The sequence below is a fragment of the Spirulina sp. CS-785/01 genome (genome assembly GCF_028330525.1).
Taxonomy (GTDB): Bacteria; Cyanobacteriota; Cyanobacteriia; order Cyanobacteriales; family Spirulinaceae; genus JAQMSD01.
In genome coordinates, this window is sequence record NZ_JAQMSD010000148.1 from 70,131 (window position 1) to 84,762 (window position 14,632).

Here is a 14,632-nt window from a genome sequence, read left to right on the forward strand (position 1 = left end):
GCACTTTCAAGAAACTTACGTCACTCGACAGACACCTACCTCAACCTTTACCAAAATAATGTCGCCAGAATGCCCCCATTATAATCTTTGATTTAATGGGGGATGAATGGCGACCAACAATAAATTATTATATTATAATCTGCCTTCTGCTTTCTAAAGCCCACTCTATCCCCAATTTTTCCCTGAATGGCCGTAAATTGGTACAGTAGAGTCAAAAATGGATTTTCAACTAAATTAAACGAGTCGGTGTGCTACTGATTATTGAACGCGAAACCATAGGAGTCACTGGTGAGCAAAAGGAGTTTGAGCGTTTCCCCGCAATTCGTAAAGTTTTGGAACAAGACGATTAAGACGGTCAAACAAGGGGGGCGACTGCGTTCCCTTGTGGCAAGTATAGCCGTCGGTGTGACGTTAATTACCTTTCCCCTAGAAGCCTTGGCCCAGGCCAACCGGGTGGGAGTGGTGCGGAGTCGAGATAATGCCCAGCAATGGGATGAGATTGTCAAACGCTTACAGGCGGCTCGACTTAATTATTGTATTCTTGATCTACAAGATGTCCGTCCGGGGTCTGAGTTGGAACAGTTGGGCAGTGAGGTGAGTGTGTTGCTGTTGCCTAATGTGGAAACTCTGACGGGGTTACAGGTGATGGCCTTGGAGAGTTGGTTAACTCGTGGGGGGGCTGCTATTATAACGGGGCCGACGGGGAGTTTATCTCAGCCGCAAGTGCGGTCTGAATTGCGATCGCTGCTTGGGGCCTATTGGGGGTTTCCCCTTAGTAACCCTGCTACCCTAGAACCTAACCCCACTCTCAATTCCCAAACCCAACAGCAACTCCAGCGCATTAGTAGCACGCTTCAGGGGGGAGTCCTCATTCCAGTGGGTGAGGAGAGTCAAGTGGTGGCCAGTTGGCAAGCGAATGGTACACCTGCCGCCGTTATTATTAATGATGACACCACTTTTATTGGTTGGCGTTGGGGGGTGGATCGAGTGGCCCCGGTGAATGTGGATGCCAATTGGTTACAACTGTTATTATCCCGTCACGGTCAATTTACCGCCACGGCTAGTTTAGCCCCCCAATCCTGTGAGGAGGATGCGGTGGCGACTCCTGAACCTCCTCCCTCGGTGTCCCAAGGTCGTCCCACCCAAGAAACCCCCCTCCCCTCTCGTCGGCCTCGGACGGGGGAGACAACCCTCCCTCGTCGTCCTCCTCTCCCCCGTCGTCCCCCACAACAACAACAACGGACGCAACCCCAACCTAGTCGCCCCTCGGGCCGCCCTCTGAGTTCTCGACAGATACAACAGATGCGCCAAGAGTTGGAACGGTTGGTGGGACGGTACGAAAGTGCTTTATTGACTGCCACAGCGAGTAATGGGGAGACTTCGATGAGTTTTGCGGATGCGGTGACTCAATCCCTCAATCGCTCGAATACGGTCGAGGTGAGCATTCAAGAGAGTAAACTGAGTCAAGCTCGGCAGGAATTAGCAACCTTTAATCAACTTTTGGCCCAACAACAATATGACCAGGCCCGGGCCCATTGGTTACAAACCCGGAATTTTATTTGGAATAATTACCCGACGGATCAAGGGGTGAATTATCCCGAAACTCGTGCTATGTGGCTCGATCGCGGAACAATTGTTCGCACCAAGTCGGAACGGGATTTGGCGAGGATTTTTAACCGTTTAGCCAATGCGGGGATTAATACGGTCTTTTTTGAAACGGTGAATGCCAGTTATCCGATTTATCCCAGTGAGGTGGCCCCGGAACAAAATCCCATGACTCAAGGATGGGACCCCCTAGAAGCGGCGGTGAAATTAGCCCATGAACGGGGGATGGAACTCCATGCGTGGGTTTGGATATTTGCGGCGGCTAATCAACGGCATAATACGATTTTAGGGCTACCGAGGGACTATTTGGGGCCGGTGTTAACTCAAAATCCCCATTGGGCTGGAACAGACCGCCAAGGAAATCCGTTTCAACGGAATACGAGGAAGGCGTTTTTTGATCCGGCCAATGAGGAGGTTCAGATTTACTTGCGATCGCTGATTAATGAAATTGCCACCCGATACGATGTGGATGGCATTCAATTGGATTATATTCGCTATCCGTTCCAAGACCCCAGGGTGGATTTAACCTACGGGTTTGGGTTAGCAGGCCGTCGGGAATTCCGCCGCGCAACGGGGGTTGATCCGGTGGATATTCGGCCTAGCGATCGCTTATGGCGACAATGGACTCTCTTTCGGGCCCAGCAAGTGACGGAGTTTGTGGCTTCGGTGTCGGATTTACTAGAAGAAAATCACCCCGATGTCCTCCTCTCGGCTGCGGTGTTTCCTATTCCTCCCCAACAACGCATGGGTCGCATTCAGCAACATTGGGAAGCCTGGGTGGACCAGGATTATTTAGATTTGCTGGTTCCTATGACCTATGCCAATAGTACCCAAGAGTTTCAACAACTCACCGACCCGCTTTTAAGGGGGGGACAGGGACAAGGGACGATCTTTTTACCGGGGATTCGTTTGTTGAGTTTACCCACGGTGGTGGCGGTGGATCAAATGCAGCATTTACGGGACTCGTCTAGTGGGGGATACGCACTATTTGCGGCGGAAAATCTCAGTCTCAATTTGCAGAATATTTTAGAGGACACCCAAGGCCGACGAGGGGAGAATCGTGATGAACCGATTGCTCATCGACAACCGTTAAAGACGGCCCGCGATCGCTATAATACGTTACAGCGAGAATGGGCGGTGTTGTTACTCAATGACAGTCTGCAAATGGACGACTCCCTGATAGAAGACTGGGGAAAACAAGCTCAATCCCTCGAAATCGCGCTCTCTGAACTGGCAGACGACCCATCGGGGAGTAATCTCCGCCAAGCTATGGCCCAATTACGCAGTTTTCGAGAACAGTTTGATCGTTGGATGCAAGGGTCTTCGGGAGTTACCCCCTATCAAGCGCAAGTCTGGCACAATCGGTTAGCGAGTATTGCCACGTTATTACAGTATGGAGAGAAAAATTAACCTCTCATCACCCCCCCAACCCCCTCTTTCAGGGGTGGGAGAGGGGGTTGGGGGGTGAGGGCAACTCCAAGTCCGAAAACCCTAACTAGATGGCCTGACTACTGGTTTGTTCATCCGTATAGGTTAGCCATAATTGCGCTAAATCTTCTGCTTGTTTGCGTGCCGTATCACAAACTTGATACATCCGACGCGGACGGCCTCGGCCTTCAACTTTCCTCCAATATCCTGTCACCGTCTTTTCTTGCTCTAAAAACTTGAGCGCACTATAAAGAACTGTATCGGAAAGACGATAATTGGGATATTGCTTCTCTAAACATTCAATAAGCTCAGTGCCATAGGATTCTCGGTTTAAAAGCACCGACAGAATATAGCACACCGCGAGTTCTCGATTGAGATAATGCGGGGGAGGATTGTGAAAAAATTTATAAATGTCTTCAAATTTCATTGGTCTAACCCATTAAGTTTCCCAGTTAACTAATTTTCAACAGTCTGAGTTAACGTGATTACGGTTAACTTCAGTGTCAACTGTGGATGCACCCCATTAAACTAGCCACCGATTCTTGAGTGTGTTTAGATTTCTCAGATTTGCCTTGTGGACAAGACTTAAACGCTCAAACTTGAAAACTCAATTAAAAGCGCAAATCTAGAAATCAAGGGGATTGGGCGACTTTCTGCACTGATTGCAGGTTGGATTACGTCAACTATTTTCATTGTAGAAGGATTTTTCCGCCATGCTGCCCCGCATTTCTGCGAATATTCTCCGCTTAAATACTGAAAGTTGACGATCTCCCTTGGACACTATAACAAAATAAATTCTTTGTCAAGATTATTTTTGTTACATTTCCTGAACCCTTCGCCCATCACGATTACAGAGTGTAACCGTTTGCGGGATCAGAACCGCAAAATGTCGCCACCCAGAGGAGGGACGGTTCTCGATTGGCTAACCGTTTCTAGTCCCTCTGGATTGAGAGTCCCTTGAGACATCAAGACAGTGATTAACACCAGAACTGCATAGATTGCAGATTGTATATACTTGTGCCATAAAACCCCATTAGAGTGCATCACACTTATTCCTCCCATACCCACGTTATATAAACTCATCGGGATACTTTTCTCTCTGGACGTACTAAGTCCCCCAAAAGGTTTCCTCAAATTGAGCTACAGTTGGTAAAGGGAAATTTTCCGGTAAGTCTCCTGGCTCGTTACTCAATCCATTTGCCCAGTTCTAGCATTAGGGAGATATGTTTGAGCATAGCCAATGCTGGAAACCCTCACGATTCAAGGCTTATCTCACTGATTACTGATTACTGCTATATGAAAGAACGTTCGGAACTCTCCAACCCTATCCCCCAGAAGGTTCAGCAGGTGTCGGCTGATCTCCGTTTGGCTGGACGGATTGGCTTTTGGGTGCAATTAGTCTTGGGGGTAATTTCTACGGTAACTGTTTTATTTGCCAGTGTCAGTTTTCTGGATAAGGAGAATACATCCACCCAGGGCATTGAATTTGGCGTATTTTGCGCCATTTTGGGGTTAATTGCGTTGGGGGTGGGGATCACTTTTTCGTTTCGGTATTTGCGCATTTCTAAGCTACTGCAAAACCCGAATCCGGGGAAACGTCCCAATAAGGCCGATACCATTCGCGTGATTCGTGTGGGGTTGGTGGTGAATTTGGTGGGAATGTTGTTGACGATTATTGGGGCTGAGGCCAATGTGGGGTTAGTGTTGGCTAAGTCGTTGACGAATCCTCCTGGTGCGATCGCGCAAATTAACCCCAATCAATTGGTCAATTCTCTGGATTTACTGGTAGTCCAAGCGAATACTAATACCATTGCTGCCCATTTTGCGGGGATTGTCACTTCTTTGATTCTCCTCAATCGCATTACTCGCTAATCTTGGCAGCAGGATAGACGGGAATAAAGGACAAAGGGAAAAATCCTTTGTCCTTGGTGTGTGAGCTATTCTGTTTTTGATGTCCTTGATTTCCTCTTGGATTTCGGGATTGAGTGGGGTTAACCTCTGGTTGGGGTTATTTTTTCATTTTTTCATCCTGCTTGCGTCGTCTGCGATCGCGCCACTCAACAGCGGATAAATAGACAATCCCCCCACTAATCACAATGAGTAAAGCGATCGCTGTCACAAACAGTAGATCGAGTGTTGAAATATTCTCCATTTAAAATCCGTTACGCGCCCACACCACCATTGCAATTGACCAAGTAAATAAAGCCAGTACCGAAACCCAACCTAATGTCAAAATGTCCATAATCGTTTCTTTAATCAGTTTTCCAAAACCACATTAAATCCTATCATATCAAGTGATGAACCGAACACGGCCACCATTGTGAATAGACCAGAAGAGCGTATTGAATCTGTCAAAGCCGGATTACTGGGAGCAATTGCCTTTACGGTTGCTCTCAGCGTCCTTGGGAGTCTGAAAGGGATAATCGGACAATTCCCCTCTCTCTCCACCTCTATGGTGTTATATGGGGGAATTGAGGCTGCGATCGCGCTCTCCATCGGTTTCCTTTTCGGTGTCACCTACCGTTATATTATCCGAGCCGATCAAAACTCCCATCTCCGAGAAGGGGCCGTTTTTGCCTTCGCCCTCGTCCGCACAGGGACATTCATCGAACAACAAGCGCGAGACACCCTTAATTTTCTCCCCTGGGTCATTTTTGGTCTAGAAAGCCTCTTTTGTTTCTTCCTCGCCCGTCTCGCCCTCGATATTGCCATAAAACAGCAATGGGTCAAGCCGCTTCAGTAGTTGATAGTTTATGGGGGAGATGGGAGTCGGGAGAGATGGGGAAGATAGGGGAGATAGGGAGTAACAACTGGTTACTGGGTTACTGGATTACTGTTTACTGGTAACAGTTTACTGTTTACTGTTCCCTTGTTCACAACAAAGAACCAAATTATCCATTCCCCATTCCCCATTACTCATTATCCGATTCTTGTTCCCGATCAATTTCTAACGGTTGCTTCTCCTCATCCTTTTCTTGTAACTCTAAGGGGATTTTTTCCAACTCTGGTAAAGCAACCAACTTCTGTTTTTGTTTTTCCCGTTCTTTGGGCATTAAAACAGGTAACGGTTCAGGTTTTTCTAACCAGTAGTCGGCCACAGGTAACGTATGCTCTAAATCTTCTAACGGACGAGGAATCACCATTACTGCACTAAATTCCCCGATGCGTTCCGCTTCATTCATTCCCGCTTCTACTGCAACCGCCACATTGGCCACCGTTCCCCGTACAATGGCAGTGCAGAGACCATCCCCAATGGTTTCATACCCCGCTAACTGGACATCTGCCGATTTGAGCATGGCATCACAAGCCCCCACCATAGCAGGGAAACCGCGTGTTTCTAATAACCCTAAAGATTGATTACTGAGGCGACTATATCCCCGTTGTTCTTGGCTAATCTCTAATAAATGAGTGCCAATGGGGAAAATGACTTCTAAATTGGGCATAGGCCGGGGGAGGACAATTTTAGACACCAGTTGGCCAAACTGTTCGGCGGTTTTTGCCCCTTCTTCGACCGCTAGACGAACATCGGCAGTTTTACCCCGAATAATCGCTGTACAATAGCCTGAGCCAATTTTCTCATACCCCACTAGGGTAATTCCGGCGGATTTGAGCATCATATCTGCCGTTCCCACAATGGCCGGAAAACTCCGGGTGGACACTAACCCCAACGCACTTTCCGTCATGGCCCGTCTGCGGGTGTGTTCGCTGTGGGATTGGGGGTTTTGGTTATGGGGTTTTTGGCGGATTAAGCGGGACTGCAATTCCATTCTTGATTTTGGGGTGGGCGATCGCTTGTTGCTTGAAAGCAGAAGTGGGGTTTCCCCTATTCACTAGGATAATTTATTCTGCGAGAATATAGGGTTAGTTTATAGAAATCCCATGACTGGACAACCTCCTCACCAAGACAACCCTCTCACCGATGCCGAAGCCCTCAATTTACTCACTCAGTTACGCCAGAAAACTGGGTCATGGGTGGATTGGGGCAAACGATGCCGACGTTTACAAAATGCGGGTTATACGGTCGAGACCTTGTTTGAAGAAACGGGTATTGAACCCGGTTATCAAAACTTATTAATTGTGGCGGCCCAGGTTTACGAGTCTCTGGAGAAGGAAAACGCCCCAGAAGACCTGTTGGCCTACTGTCGAGGCCCCCGCAGTGATATTTTGTACGAGTTTCGGGTTCTCAACCAGAAACAGCGACTGGCGGCGGTGCAGTTGGCCCAGGCCAAGCAGTTGGATGTGGATGAAGCCCATGAAGTAGCCCGGGCCATGAAAGATTTTTCCCGCTATTCGACTCCTCCCGAAGGGTTTACCCATCATCCGGGGGATGCGGTGGCTTATCAATGTTGGAAACGGGCAAGGGCGAAAAAGGATTTACAAGCGCGATCGCGTTTAATTGCCCAAGGCTTAAAATTCGCCAATTCTCCCACTGCGAGAGCTAAAATTGAACAACTCCTCAGCGATTTTACCGTTGTTTCCATGGAACGGGCCCCCCTCTTACCCTTCTTTCGGTTAGAGGCCGAGGACGAATTACCGCGCATTATCCCGGTTGCGGGGTCTTTCCCTCTCACCCCCGAACAAGTGGAAGCGGTGGCCCCTCTCCAGGAAACTGAACCCTTTCGCATTGTCCAATTTGACACGGCGACCCAATGTTTACCGATTCCGGGTTGGTCGATGGTCTTAAAAGCAGCAGACCCGGTGGCCATTCTCTGTGACACCGATGAATTACCCAATACGTCCGGCGGTCAAAAAGAGTCTGTTGTGGTGGTGGTGGACCGTCAACAACGGGAGTGGAATGGGCAAAGTTATTTTCTGGTGGCCCAACAAGACCGGGTTGAGGTGCAATGGTTTCCAGAGTCTCCCCAGTTCCCCATTTTAGGCCAAGTGATTGTCGTGTTACGTCCGAAAAAAATCCTTGATGAGGGGAATATTACTGAACCTTGGCAAATGGATGATTAATAATTAGTTCTTGGTTCTCCCCCATCTTCTTATTCCTCCCTTTGTGTCCTTTGTGTCTTTGTGGTTTAATTGCCAACTATCCACTATCAACTCCCCCAAATCAATAACTAATCTGATCTGACTCATACCGGGGGGGTTCAACGTGGATGAGGACGCGGACGGGGTGAAAGCGTTTTGTTAAGCGGTCTTCGACTTTTTCGGTGATTTGGTGGGCGGTTTCTACATCTTTGGCCGCTACTACCATGTGCATTTCAATGAATACCTGACGGCCTAAGATACCGCGAGAGGCGATATCGTGGCAGTTGATGACTTCTGGGACTTCTAGCGCGATCGCATTAATCGCTTCAGGGGCAACGGCCATCTCATCCACCAACCACGGTAAATTCTCCCGCAATACCTCCCACCCACTCCGAAACACTAATAAGGCCACCGGAAACGCCAAAATAACATCCAACCATTGCAATTGAGGCAGATTTAACGCCTCACTTTGCCAAATGCCCACCAATCCCGCTAAAACCGTAATTGTGACCCACACATCACTCATGGTGTGTTTCGCATCGGCAATTAAAATGGGACTATCCACCTTAATCCCCACCCGACGTTCATAGAAGGCCACAAAAATATTAACGCCTAACACAATTAATAAAATCCAGAGTTCGGCCCCCTGAATTGTGACGCGAGTCATTTCTGCAAATAACCGTTCAATGGCGGCCTGGCAAATCTCAAAACAGGCAATCCCTAAAAAGGCCGCAATCCCCAGGGCCCCAACTGCTTCAAATTTATGGTGTCCATAGGGATGATCTCGATCCGGTTGCGGGGACGAGAAATGACTAGCCACTAAGCCTAAAATATTATTGGCACTATCGGTGACACTATGCAGCGCATCGGCTTGCAAACTGAGTGATCCTATGGCAAAGCCTACTCCTGCTTTGAGGATCATCACGAATAAATTTAAAACTAAGGTAATTAACAGGACTTGACGAACTTGAGTGCGGTTATCTTGACTCACGGTAACTGATGAGAAGGGGGTGACAAGAAGACAGAATAGCAAAGAATTCTCGGTTTAACTTGGTCTTATAACCTGGTCTTATAACCTGGTCTTAACTCACGCTCTAGTCTTAACTCGCTCTCAAGGGAACACTATCCACAGGATAAGGGATCATTTTCTGACTCCACTTCACCCAACTCGGTAGTTTTTTAAGTTACTTCCCTTAAAAAGCGGCCATCATTTGCTACAGTCATAACCAACTGAACCTCAACGGGTCAGTCTCTTAAAGATTACCTTGATTTCTGTATGTCCCAACTTAAACTTAACTTACTCCAAGGGTCTGTCTCTTTTTCCTTTTCTCCTGAATCAGCCCGCCAACTGCAACAGGAAATTGGCCAACTGATGCAAAGTTTAAAAGCGATCGCATCGGCAAAAAGTGAGGGCGAAAAACGCCCTCAACCGCGACCTGCTCTAGAATACTGTTATACAGGAGATGTATTTTTGGAAATTTTCTGTAATCCTAATATTTATCCCAGTCCTTTTGCGGCTAAAGTCCTAATTACCCTTCGGGATGATCGGATTCGAGTGACCGCAGAAGCGGAATTAACGCGCATTGTTGAAGATATTAACCAATATTTAGAACAGGCCGCTTAGGATTTTTTGCCTGTAAGTCTTCTTATCTGAGTCGAGAGGACTCGACTCTTTTTTTAGAACATTTCCAGTTAACTTTTTAGCTTAAAACTACAAGTCTCTAACAGGTTCTAAATTGCTGTTAGGCTATGGTTTGAGTTAGCTTTTTTCAGTTGGCTATTGTTTAAAGTGGGCTAAGTTTCAGCCTCCGGAGTCTAACCCCATTCAAGGTTAGCTCGGTTCCAAGGAATCTTTTGAAAGGTATCTCTAAAACATTTGACAGATTACGTCATTGTCTTATGTTTCATTGTCTTATGTTATTGTCACCCCCCGATTACCAACGAAAGATCCAAAAGAAAAATGTCTCCTCTCTGCTTAATTTCTCAGTTTAATTTCTCAATTTTATATTGAGCAATTTTATATTGAGCGTTGCTCTACAGAGAATGTGCCTTGTCGTTGTCTTGTTACAGTTGTATGACCAATCAGGTAAGAATCAGCAATCAGGCTATTTTAGCCTTGATCAATTGATTGAATTATCAATGAATTAGACCGCCTCAGTTAGATGGCTCTTATTTGTTTAAGGCCAGTTAGTTTAAGCGAAATTAAACTAAACGGGCTGACTCATTTGGGTGTCTAATCGTTTTCCCAAGTTTCGCGGCCAATCAAATCACCAATGCGATCGCGCAATAAATATTCACCTTTTTCTAATTCATACTCCACACAAACCCATTCCCGGGCCGGAATATACTGACACAGCACATAGATCGGTTGTTGACGACTCACCACACCCCGATCAATTAACTGACGAGCTTCATCTTGTAAAAGCTCTAAAGTGTAGTGCATCGGTGACGCATTGGGAGCGGATGCACTAGGGTTAGTGGGAGGAGTGGAAATTGTTTTAACCATTGTAATCACCTATAATTACCTGCGAATGAGTGTCTTTGTACTCACCATCAAGCTATCTGCTACATATAACAAAGTGTTCCTTATTCAGTATAGAGAGTTACAGATTGCTTGCCTAGCAAGATAAGAATTCCAAAAGTTGCTATTATCCGAATTCATACTGAGAGGCTAAACGCTCTAGCAGCGTATGTGAGAGGTTTATCCCTGTCTTCTACTTTTTACCTTGACGAATATAGGGGAAAAAGACAAATTTCGAGAGATTAACAAAAGTTATATAAACACCTCACCTGCTTGCTCCATTTTGGAAGCATCCGGGTATAACACCTCCCAGACTAGCCTTTGCGCTTGGGGCATTTGCCCATAGGTAAAAACCCAAGCACTCGACTCCGGTTCATTCGTTTGTAGCCACTTGAGGACATATGGACTACCATAGATCACAAAACCAACTATCGTACCAGATTTTAACAAACCTTTAAACAACGATTGAACATTAGGACTTAATCCCGCCGAATTTCGGAAGGGATTTCCCCGAATAAACAGTTGTAATAGAAGCGGACTTGTGAGAGCATCCCAATTCAATCGCTCTAAATGCTGCTGCTCAATCACCTGGCACTCATACCCCAACTGCTGAGGGATGGCAATGGCCGGCGTATGCGCCCCCAAAAACGGCAAATTCAGCGCATCTTGCACCACCACCAAATTTAACGGCTTCTCCGCCCCTTGGGGGACCGATAAAGGCAACGAGCCACCATGCTGCATAGAATGCTTTAAAATCGCCTCAGAAGTCGCCTCAGCCATGGGAGTTGCCAACTGGCCCAAATCCACCAACGGTTCATCAAACTGCCAAGAGGGAGCAACCTTCCCCTTAACCTGTTGGACTCGCTCCACCGACTCCAAAATACGCTGCTCCGAAATTCGTCCACTTTGTACTGCCTCATACACTGCCTCAATGGCCAACTCCGGATTTTCCGGCATTAATAACACATCGGCCCCGGCCTCCACCGCCTGTACACAAATCTCCTGAGCGTCGGCAAAATGCGCCACACCCGCCATAATTAACGCATCAGTGACAATTAACCCCTCAAACCCCATTTGCTGCCGTAATTGCCCCGTTAAAATTGCAGAGGATAAGGTGGCGGGATACTCAGCATCCCAGGCCGGGATTTGTAAATGGGCTGTCATAATACTATCCACCCCTTGAGCAATGGCCGCCGCAAAGGGGGGTAACTCCACCTCTGCCAAACGCTCTGGAGAATGGGGAATCACGGGTAAATGAACATGAGAATCCACCGCAGTATCCCCATGGCCAGGGAAATGCTTCGCTGTGGTTAAGACAGGAGAAGTCTGACACCCCTCTAGAAAGGCCGTAATGAGTTGACTTACGGTTTCGGGAGTTTCCCCAAAAGACCGAACATTGATCACCGGATTATCGGGATTATTATTGACATCCACCACGGGAGCGAAAAGCCAATTAATCCCCAATGCCAGAGCTTCTTGGGCAATCACCTCCCCCATACTGCGAGCATAATTTTGGGCTAAGATCGGGGAAATATCCGCCAAGGCCATGGGAGGGGGAAACCAGGTGGCCCCTTCAAACCGTTGGCCAACTCCTTCCTCAATATCTGCGGCAATTAACAGAGGAGTGTGGGCCCAGGCTTGGAGTTGGCGCGATCGCGCCTGCAATTCTGCGGCACTCCCCCCCAACAAAATCACCCCCCCAATATTCAACTCCGACAACCAATAGTGCAACTGCTCCGAAGTCGCCTCCCAACGGGGATAACGGATTTGCGAATCAAACAAATGTCCAGAAGTCCGGACAACAATCATTTGGGCAATTTTAGATTTAAGCATTTTGTTTGTTATTTGTTGTTTGTGAAAAAGGGAACAGGGAATCGGGAATCGGGAGTCGGGAGTCGGGAGTCGGGAATCGGGAATAAGATATTTTTTGTTTTCCCCATCTCCTCCATCTCCCCCATCTCTCCCATCTCCCCTTTCACAAAAAGGGAGAGATAAACCCTAGCTCATCTCTCCCTCGTGGATTGTATTAAATTAATGGGGAATTATTCGTCCTTGATAGCTTCATTATCTTTGCGATCTTGATTTAGTTGGTTAAGGAGATGAATAATGCGATCGCCGCGTTCGAGAGAACGATCCTCTAAAAACATCACCTCCGGAGTACGACGTAAGCGAATCCGTTGGCCCAACTCCCGACGTACAAAAGAAGTCGAAGACCTTAACCCCTCCATGGTTTCGGCCCGGGCTTCCTCGGTCCCATAAATACTGACAAAAATTTTGGCGTGTTGTAAATCTCCCGACACATCAACATCCGTAACGCTCACCATTCCTGCACCCACGCGGTCATCCTTAATGCCATTGCACAGGAGTTGGCTCACTTCGCGTTTAATCAACGAGGAAACGCGAGAAACCCGACGACTTGTAGCCATAGTTTCCCCCTCTCTTGCTGTGGTTTACATTGGGACTAAGATATCTATTGCCCAAGAGAACGGTGAAACCGTTCCCACTACGTCCAGTGTGACAGATTTTTGCCCACTTTGCCTTAAACCGAGGGCAAACCCAGCATCGCTCTTAGGGTTAACACCACAAATACTGTACCACTGAGCAAAATGCCGATCAGGGCAATGGCGGTGGCCGGATTTTTCAACAACGGTTTCAACCAGCCAAACAGCGCGAAGAAAATCCCCAAGGTAAACGTAATAAAATAGCGGCAATACCGCACTACATTTGCCCAAAAATCATTCATAGCTAAACCTCCAGTGAAAAACCCCGTCTTGATTGATCTCTTGAGACTAGGGCCGACTCATCACTGAATAATGTACCGTTTTCAGGCCAGCATTTTCTCACCCCTAATCCAGATTTCTACCAGAAACCCTGCCAACCTGATAGGCTAAAAGTCTGTATGACAGCCTAGGAGAGCCTCAACTGTGACTGTTGCTTGGTGGATATTACCCTGTTTGGGGATTATAGCGGGTTTATTATCCGGTTTATTAGGGATTGGGGGCGGGGTTGTCCTGGTTCCTCTGTTGGTCTTTTTGGGCTACAGTTATGACCAATCGGTGGCCACCAGTAGTTTAGCCATTGTCCTCACCTCCTTCTCTGGTAGTGTACAAAACTGGCGCATGGGAGCATTAAATCCCCAAAAAGTCTTAACTCTCGGTCTTCCTGCCATTCTCACTGCACAACTCGGCGCGTATCTGGTGGGACAATTGCCCAGTTTCTTTAAAGAAGCGGCCTTTGGAGTCTTGCTCATTGTCACGATTTTTTTAGTCAGTCTCCGCAAACAACTCAGGCAACAGCAGCGAGACACCAACACCCCCAAATTCTCCCCCATCTTGGCCAGAGGGGGTACAGGAGCAGTGGCCGGCCTCTTGGCGGGGTTATTTGGGGTGGGGGGTGGGGTGATCATGGTCCCGATGCAAATGCTCTTACTCCGAGAACCCATTAAAATCGCCATTCAAACCAGCTTAGGGGTGATTGTCATTACGGCCATTTCCGCCTGTACAGGCCACGCGCTGCAAGGGAATGTTGTCTTTTTTACAGGCATCAGCCTAGGAATTGGGGGACTATTAGGGGCGCAAGTGAGTACCCGCTATTTACCTAAACTTCCGGATCAACTGGTTTCTGTATTATTTCGGGGGCTATTGGTCATCTTAGCCCTTTATTTTTTCTGGCGGGCTTGGAATAGCTACCTAGGGCGATAACTTCCAGATAAAGATGAAGAAATATTACTCAATGGCTTCAATCGGTCAAAAAAAGACCGATAATACTACCTTTTAACCATAATTTGTAATTAAAGTTACAGACAGAAATGGATGAACAATACAAGATTGTAAGATTTCGTTATTTAAACGGACTAAATTCAAACAACTGTCATTTCTATTTTGACTGGTTTGGGACTAGACTTTTGTAGGTAAGATCAGGTAATTATAGAAACGCAGAATGATGTTTCAAACGAGCCGTTGGCTTTCTGTTTCAATTCCCTAGGTCAAAAGGATTGAAGTTGCACCAAAAGTAAGTTGCACCAACAGTTTAGAAGCCATTAACCAAAATACTAGCCTGTCCAGGCTTGGTTGATGACGGTGTTTTGTCCACGTTTTGTCC

The 14,632-nt window shown here is 47.2% G+C and carries 16 protein-coding genes; 6 read left to right on the forward strand and 10 right to left on the reverse strand.

Annotated features, from left to right (window positions below):
* Positions 1-303: 303 nt before the first annotated feature.
* The gene (locus tag PN462_RS09720; protein WP_272127947.1) at positions 304-3,015 is read left to right on the forward strand and encodes a glycoside hydrolase family 10 protein; all 2,712 of its coding nucleotides are present in this window, start codon (positions 304-306) and stop codon (positions 3,013-3,015) included.
* Positions 3,016-3,100: 85 nt separating this feature from the next.
* Here the strand turns inward: PN462_RS09720 and PN462_RS09725 are convergent, their stop codons facing one another.
* Together PN462_RS09725 and PN462_RS09730 are read right to left on the reverse strand one after the other, a co-directional pair.
* Positions 3,101-3,460 (reverse strand): PadR family transcriptional regulator, encoded by a 360-nt coding sequence (locus tag PN462_RS09725; RefSeq protein ID WP_272127948.1) that lies wholly within the window; start codon positions 3,458-3,460, stop codon positions 3,101-3,103.
* Positions 3,461-3,906: 446 nt separating this feature from the next.
* Positions 3,907-4,116, reverse strand: a complete 210-nt coding sequence (locus PN462_RS09730) for a hypothetical protein (RefSeq protein ID WP_272127950.1) — start codon at positions 4,114-4,116, stop codon at positions 3,907-3,909.
* Between the two features lie 213 nt (positions 4,117-4,329).
* On the opposite strand from PN462_RS09730, the gene PN462_RS09735 reads away from it, so the two are divergent.
* The gene (locus PN462_RS09735) at positions 4,330-4,905 is read left to right on the forward strand and encodes a DUF3611 family protein (RefSeq protein ID WP_272127952.1); all 576 of its coding nucleotides are present in this window, start codon (positions 4,330-4,332) and stop codon (positions 4,903-4,905) included.
* 136 nt (positions 4,906-5,041) lie between these two features.
* On the opposite strand, the gene PN462_RS09740 is transcribed toward PN462_RS09735, so the two are convergent.
* Both PN462_RS09740 and petN read right to left on the reverse strand, forming a co-directional pair.
* Positions 5,042-5,185: a hypothetical protein gene (locus PN462_RS09740; protein ID WP_272127953.1), complete on the reverse strand. Its 144-nt coding sequence runs from the start codon at positions 5,183-5,185 to the stop codon at positions 5,042-5,044.
* On the reverse strand, positions 5,186-5,275 hold the full coding sequence (petN, locus tag PN462_RS09745; protein ID WP_272127955.1) for a cytochrome b6-f complex subunit PetN: 90 nt from the start codon (positions 5,273-5,275) through the stop codon (positions 5,186-5,188).
* 78 nt (positions 5,276-5,353) lie between these two features.
* Between petN and PN462_RS09750 the strand changes: the two genes are divergently transcribed.
* The gene (locus PN462_RS09750; RefSeq protein WP_272127956.1) at positions 5,354-5,776 is read left to right on the forward strand and encodes a hypothetical protein; all 423 of its coding nucleotides are present in this window, start codon (positions 5,354-5,356) and stop codon (positions 5,774-5,776) included.
* Between the two features lie 169 nt (positions 5,777-5,945).
* Here PN462_RS09750 and PN462_RS23495 read toward each other — a convergent pair whose 3' ends face one another.
* Positions 5,946-6,800, reverse strand: a complete 855-nt coding sequence (locus PN462_RS23495; RefSeq protein WP_443029124.1) for a BMC domain-containing protein — start codon at positions 6,798-6,800, stop codon at positions 5,946-5,948.
* 112 nt (positions 6,801-6,912) lie between these two features.
* On the opposite strand from PN462_RS23495, the gene PN462_RS09765 reads away from it, so the two are divergent.
* Positions 6,913-7,992: a RuBisCO accumulation factor 1 gene (locus PN462_RS09765; RefSeq protein ID WP_272127958.1), complete on the forward strand. Its 1,080-nt coding sequence runs from the start codon at positions 6,913-6,915 to the stop codon at positions 7,990-7,992.
* Between the two features lie 100 nt (positions 7,993-8,092).
* Here PN462_RS09765 and PN462_RS09770 read toward each other — a convergent pair whose 3' ends face one another.
* Entirely contained in the window at positions 8,093-9,001 is a 909-nt protein-coding gene (locus PN462_RS09770; protein ID WP_272127960.1) for a cation diffusion facilitator family transporter, read from the reverse strand.
* A gap of 285 nt (positions 9,002-9,286) precedes the next feature.
* Here PN462_RS09770 and PN462_RS09775 point away from each other — a divergent pair, with 285 nt between their 5' ends.
* A complete protein-coding gene (locus PN462_RS09775; RefSeq protein WP_272127962.1) occupies positions 9,287-9,634 on the forward strand; it encodes a hypothetical protein in 348 nt (115 codons plus the stop codon).
* A gap of 609 nt (positions 9,635-10,243) precedes the next feature.
* On the opposite strand, the gene PN462_RS09780 is transcribed toward PN462_RS09775, so the two are convergent.
* From PN462_RS09780 to PN462_RS09795, 4 genes are all read right to left on the reverse strand, one after another.
* Positions 10,244-10,453 carry a DUF4327 family protein gene (locus PN462_RS09780; protein ID WP_334310445.1) on the reverse strand — a complete coding sequence of 70 codons (210 nt, stop codon included), beginning with the start codon at positions 10,451-10,453 and terminating at the stop codon, positions 10,244-10,246.
* A gap of 330 nt (positions 10,454-10,783) precedes the next feature.
* Positions 10,784-12,364, reverse strand: coding sequence for a glycoside hydrolase family 3 N-terminal domain-containing protein (locus PN462_RS09785; RefSeq protein ID WP_272127965.1), 1,581 nt, complete (start codon positions 12,362-12,364; stop codon positions 10,784-10,786).
* Positions 12,365-12,573: 209 nt separating this feature from the next.
* A complete protein-coding gene (rbfA, locus tag PN462_RS09790) occupies positions 12,574-12,957 on the reverse strand; it encodes a 30S ribosome-binding factor RbfA (RefSeq protein ID WP_272127967.1) in 384 nt (127 codons plus the stop codon).
* 113 nt (positions 12,958-13,070) lie between these two features.
* Positions 13,071-13,274: a DUF751 family protein gene (locus PN462_RS09795; RefSeq protein WP_272127968.1), complete on the reverse strand. Its 204-nt coding sequence runs from the start codon at positions 13,272-13,274 to the stop codon at positions 13,071-13,073.
* A 181-nt stretch (positions 13,275-13,455) separates the two neighbouring features.
* Here PN462_RS09795 and PN462_RS09800 point away from each other — a divergent pair, with 181 nt between their 5' ends.
* A complete protein-coding gene (locus PN462_RS09800) occupies positions 13,456-14,232 on the forward strand; it encodes a sulfite exporter TauE/SafE family protein (RefSeq protein ID WP_272127969.1) in 777 nt (258 codons plus the stop codon).
* Positions 14,233-14,632: the final 400 nt, after the last annotated feature.

Bases quoted from the DNA above. Each gene is read 5' to 3' on its own strand.
- PN462_RS09735 (WP_272127952.1), top strand. From the start codon at position 4,330: ATGAAAGAACGTTCGGAACTCTCCAACCCTATCCCCCAGAAGGTTCAG.
- PN462_RS09730 (WP_272127950.1), bottom strand. From the start codon at position 4,116: ATGAGTTTATATAACGTGGGTATGGGAGGAATAAGTGTGATGCACTCT.
- PN462_RS09785 (WP_272127965.1), bottom strand. From the start codon at position 12,364: ATGCTTAAATCTAAAATTGCCCAAATGATTGTTGTCCGGACTTCTGGA.
- PN462_RS09725 (WP_272127948.1), bottom strand. From the start codon at position 3,460: ATGAAATTTGAAGACATTTATAAATTTTTTCACAATCCTCCCCCGCAT.
- PN462_RS09780 (WP_334310445.1), bottom strand. From the start codon at position 10,453: ATGCACTACACTTTAGAGCTTTTACAAGATGAAGCTCGTCAGTTAATT.
- PN462_RS09740 (WP_272127953.1), bottom strand. From the start codon at position 5,185: ATGGAGAATATTTCAACACTCGATCTACTGTTTGTGACAGCGATCGCT.
- rbfA (WP_272127967.1), bottom strand. From the start codon at position 12,957: ATGGCTACAAGTCGTCGGGTTTCTCGCGTTTCCTCGTTGATTAAACGC.
- PN462_RS09795 (WP_272127968.1), bottom strand. From the start codon at position 13,274: ATGAATGATTTTTGGGCAAATGTAGTGCGGTATTGCCGCTATTTTATT.
- petN (WP_272127955.1), bottom strand. From the start codon at position 5,275: ATGGACATTTTGACATTAGGTTGGGTTTCGGTACTGGCTTTATTTACT.
- PN462_RS09765 (WP_272127958.1), top strand. From the start codon at position 6,913: ATGACTGGACAACCTCCTCACCAAGACAACCCTCTCACCGATGCCGAA.
- PN462_RS09775 (WP_272127962.1), top strand. From the start codon at position 9,287: ATGTCCCAACTTAAACTTAACTTACTCCAAGGGTCTGTCTCTTTTTCC.
- PN462_RS23495 (WP_443029124.1), bottom strand. From the start codon at position 6,800: ATGGAATTGCAGTCCCGCTTAATCCGCCAAAAACCCCATAACCAAAAC.